This window comes from Variovorax sp. 01T439_2 (genome assembly GCF_056398445.1).
In genome coordinates this window covers 1-3,703 of sequence record NZ_JBFTPJ010001028.1, presented here as the reverse complement: position 1 = coordinate 3,703, position 3,703 = coordinate 1, and the positions used below count along the sequence as shown (strand labels likewise).

General features: G+C 68.9%; 4 protein-coding genes. 1 reads left to right on the top strand and 3 read right to left on the bottom strand.

Annotated elements, in window-relative coordinates; all coding sequences use genetic code 11:
* From AC1DOC_RS31420 to AC1DOC_RS31410, 3 genes are all read right to left on the bottom strand, one after another.
* On the bottom strand, positions 1 to 711 hold a 711-nt coding region (locus AC1DOC_RS31420; RefSeq protein ID WP_478131306.1), incomplete at its 3' end, for a DUF58 domain-containing protein.
* 96 nt (positions 712 to 807) lie between these two features.
* Complete coding sequence (locus AC1DOC_RS31415) at positions 808 to 1,683, bottom strand: AAA family ATPase (protein WP_478131305.1); 876 nt, start codon at positions 1,681 to 1,683, stop codon at positions 808 to 810.
* Positions 1,684 to 1,733: 50 nt separating this feature from the next.
* On the bottom strand, positions 1,734 to 2,726 hold the full coding sequence (locus AC1DOC_RS31410; protein WP_012746393.1) for a S1C family serine protease: 993 nt from the start codon (positions 2,724 to 2,726) through the stop codon (positions 1,734 to 1,736).
* A gap of 91 nt (positions 2,727 to 2,817) precedes the next feature.
* On the opposite strand from AC1DOC_RS31410, the gene AC1DOC_RS31405 reads away from it, so the two are divergent.
* The coding region (locus AC1DOC_RS31405) for a TatD family hydrolase (RefSeq protein ID WP_478131304.1) at positions 2,818 to 3,703 on the top strand (886 nt) is incomplete at its 3' end.

Below are 3,703 nucleotides of genomic sequence, written 5' to 3'. Positions count from 1 at the left end.
GCCCGGGCCGATGCGCATGCGGCGCTTGCGCAGGTCGGCGAAACGAACGATGGCTTCCACCAGGTCGTCGCTGGTCGAAAGCTCCAGTGCGTCGACACCCGCTTTCGATAGCGAGGCGCGCAGCGTGGCCTCGCGCTCGGCGGCCAGCCGCGCGAAGCGCTTGCGGAAGCCGGCGTCGTGCGTGTCGACCCAGAGCTGCTCGCCGGTTTCCGCGTCGCGCAGCGGCACCAGGCCGAGGTCGGGCAGCTCGAGTTCGAGCGGGTCGAACAGGCGCACGGCAATGACTTCATGCCGCTGCACCAGCTGGCCGAGCGGGCGTTCCCAGCCGGGCTCGCTCAGGAAGTCGGACACCACGAACACGGTGGAGCGGCGCGGCATCAGCGTGGCGGCCGATTTCAGCAGGTCGGCCAGGCGCGTCATGCCTTTTTGCGCGGGCGCGGCCTCGGCCTTGCCGGCGCGGCGCTCCATCGCATGCAGCAGGTGCAGCACGTGGCGGCGGCCGCTGCGCGGCGGAATCACCGCCTCGAGGTCGGTGCCGTAGACCAGTGCGCCCACCCGGTTGCCGTGGCGCGTGAGCAGGCGCGCGAGCACGCCGACGAAGCCGGCGGAGATCTCGCGCTTGGCCTTGAGGCCGGAGCCGAAGTCGACCGAGCGGCTCAGGTCGAGCACGAACCAGGCCGCCATCTCGCGGTCTTCGGTGAAGACGCGCACATGCGGCGTCTGCAGGCGGGCGCGAGCCGGCGCACCGCGCGTTCCGTTCCACCGGCCTCGGCGATGAGCCGTTCGTCGTTCGCGGCCGCAGGGGCCTTACGCCACCAGCTTTTCATGTTCGAGCGGTTTGGGAGGAGCGGGGACTGCACGCATGATCTTCTCGATCAGGCTGTCGGGTGTGAGGCCTTCGGACAAGCCTTCGTAGGAAAGCGTCACGCGGTGGCGCAGCACGTCGGGCACCAGCGCGGTCATGTCCTCGGGCAGGGCGTAGCTGCGGCCGCGCAGCAGCGCGAGTGCGCGTGCGCCTTCGGTCAGGCTGATGCTCGCGCGCGGGCTCGCGCCGAAGGTGATGAAGCGGCGCATGTCCTTCAGGCCGTGCTTGTCGGGCGTGCGCGTGGCCGACACCAGCTTGACCGCGTACTGGATGAGCGAGGGATCGACGTACACGCGCCGCGCCTCGGCCTGCAGGGTGGCAAGCTGCTCGGTGCTTGCCACCGGATTGACCTCGACCAGCGAGCCGATCACGCGCTGGACGATGACGAACTCTTCCTCGTCGCTCGGGTAGTCGACCAGCACCTTCATCATGAAGCGGTCGACCTGCGCCTCGGGCAGCGGATAGGTACCCTCGGTTTCGATGGGATTCTGCGTGGCCATCACCAGGAAGGGGCGCGGCACCTTGTGCGTCTCGCCGGCAATGGTGACCTGGCGCTCCTGCATCRCTTCGAGCAGCGCGCTCTGCACCTTGGCCGGCGCGCGGTTGATTTCGTCGGCCAGAAGCAGGTTGGCGAACACCGGGCCCAGCGAGGTGCTGAACTCGCCGGTCTTCTGGTTGTAGATGCGCGTGCCCACCAGGTCGGCCGGCACCAGGTCGGGCGTGAACTGGATGCGCTTGAACTGTCCGCGCACGGTGTCGGCCAGCGTCTTGATGGTGAGTGTCTTCGCAAGGGTGGAAAAGGGGTTCTCTGTGCTCATGCGGGGCCTCTCGGTAAACAACAATCGAAAGCGTCGTGGGATGTTCCTGGCTAGAACGGCGGCGAGCCCGCGGCCGAGGCCGCGTTCTCTATGGGCACCGCAAAGCCGATGCCGATGAAGGTGCGCTGCTGCGTGGGGTTGAGGATGGCGGTGACGATGCCCAGCACCTCGCCGTCCATGTTGATCAGCGGGCCGCCCGAGTTGCCGGGGTTGGCGGCCGCGTCGAACTGGATCAGGTTGCCCAGTTCCTGCTTGCCTTCGGGCGAGCGGAACGAGCGCTTCAGGCCCGACACCACGCCGGCCGACACCGAGGGGCCGATGCCGAACGGAAAGCCGACCGCGGCCACCTGGTCGCCGGGCTGCAGGTCTGCGGTCGAGCGCATGACGGCGGGAATCAGGTCGTCGGGAATCTTCTGGGCCTGCAGCACCGCGAGGTCGTTCTCGGGTTGCACGCCGGTGATGGTGGCCACGGCCTCGAGTCCGTCGGAGAAGGTGACCTTGATGGTCTCGGCGCCGGCCACGACGTGCAGGTTGGTGAGGATCACGCCCTTGTCGACGATGACCACCCCGGTGCCCACGCCGCGCTCGACCTCGCCCGGAGGCGCATCGGCTTCGGGCGGCTTGCCCTTGGCCATGTTGCGGCCGCGCTTCTGGGTCTTGGCCTCGGGCGTGGCCTTCTCGGGGCCGTAGCCGACCACCCGCACCACCGAGGGCCGCACGATCTCGGCGGCCTTTGCGGCGGGCGAGGGAAGCGTGTGGGTCTGCAGCGTGCGCAGCACGGCCGAATCGATGTCTTTCTGCGTCAGCGCCTTGCCCTGCCGGGGCCACCAGGTGGCGCCGCCTGCAACCAGCGCGGCGCACAGCACGAGGAGGAATGCGAAGCTGCGCCGGCCCGGCTGCCAGCCGGCCTTCGCGTGCGGCGGGGGTGGCGCGCCATTGCCTGCTGCGCCCTCGGGCGACGGCACGGCAGCCTCTTGGGCCGCGGAATCGGCCGCTTGAGGCAGCGTGCGGGGCGAACGGCTGTAGAAAGCGGGCCTGCGCATCGGGGCACCTCCGGCAAGGGATGACGGGTCAGTAGGGAGTCACAGTAGCACGCTTTCTTCTGCCTTGCATCCCTTCGGGCATCATCTGGCCATGGCTGTTTTTGTCGATACCCACTGCCACCTCGATGCGCCCGAATTCGGTGCGGAAATGCCGCTCGTGCGTGCACGGGCCGCCGAAAGGGGCGTGGTGCTGTGCGTCATTCCCGCGGTGGCGGTCTTCAACTTTGCGACCGTGCGCGAGCTCGCGCGGATGCAGGGCGATGCCTATGCGCTGGGCATCCACCCGCTGTGCACCGGCAATGCAGAGGAGGGCGACCTGGAGGCGCTCGATGCCGAGCTTGCCGCGCACCGCGGCGATCCGCGGCTGGTCGCGGTCGGCGAGATCGGCCTCGACTACTTCGTGGAAGGGCTGGACAGCGACAAGCAGCAGCACTTCTTTCACACTCAGTTGCAACTCGCGCGCAAATACGATCTGCCGGTGCTCATCCACGTGCGCCGCTCGGTCGACAAGGTGCTCAAGCACCTGCGGCAGACCGCGGCCGGCCGGCCGTGGCAGGGCATTGCCCATGCGTTCAACGGCAGCGAGCAGCAGGCCGCGGCCTGCATCGGGATCGGCCTGAAGCTGGGCTTCGGCGGCGCCGTGACCTTCGACCGCGCATTGCAGCTGCGGCGGCTGGCGGCCACGCTGCCGCTCGAATCGATGGTGATGGAAACCGATGCACCCGACATCCAGCCGCATTGGCTCTACCGCACCCAGGCGCAGCGCGCGGCCGGCGAAGCGCAGGGCCGCAACGAACCGGGCGAGCTGCCGCACATCGCCGAAGTGGTGGCGCGGCTGCGCGGCATCGGCATCAATGAACTGGCCGAAGCCACCACTCGCAATGCGCTCGCGGCGCTGCCGCGGCTCGAAAGCCTCCTGTCCAGCCACCACTCGCAATGCGCTCGCGGCGCTGCCGCGGCTCGAAAGCCTCCTGTCC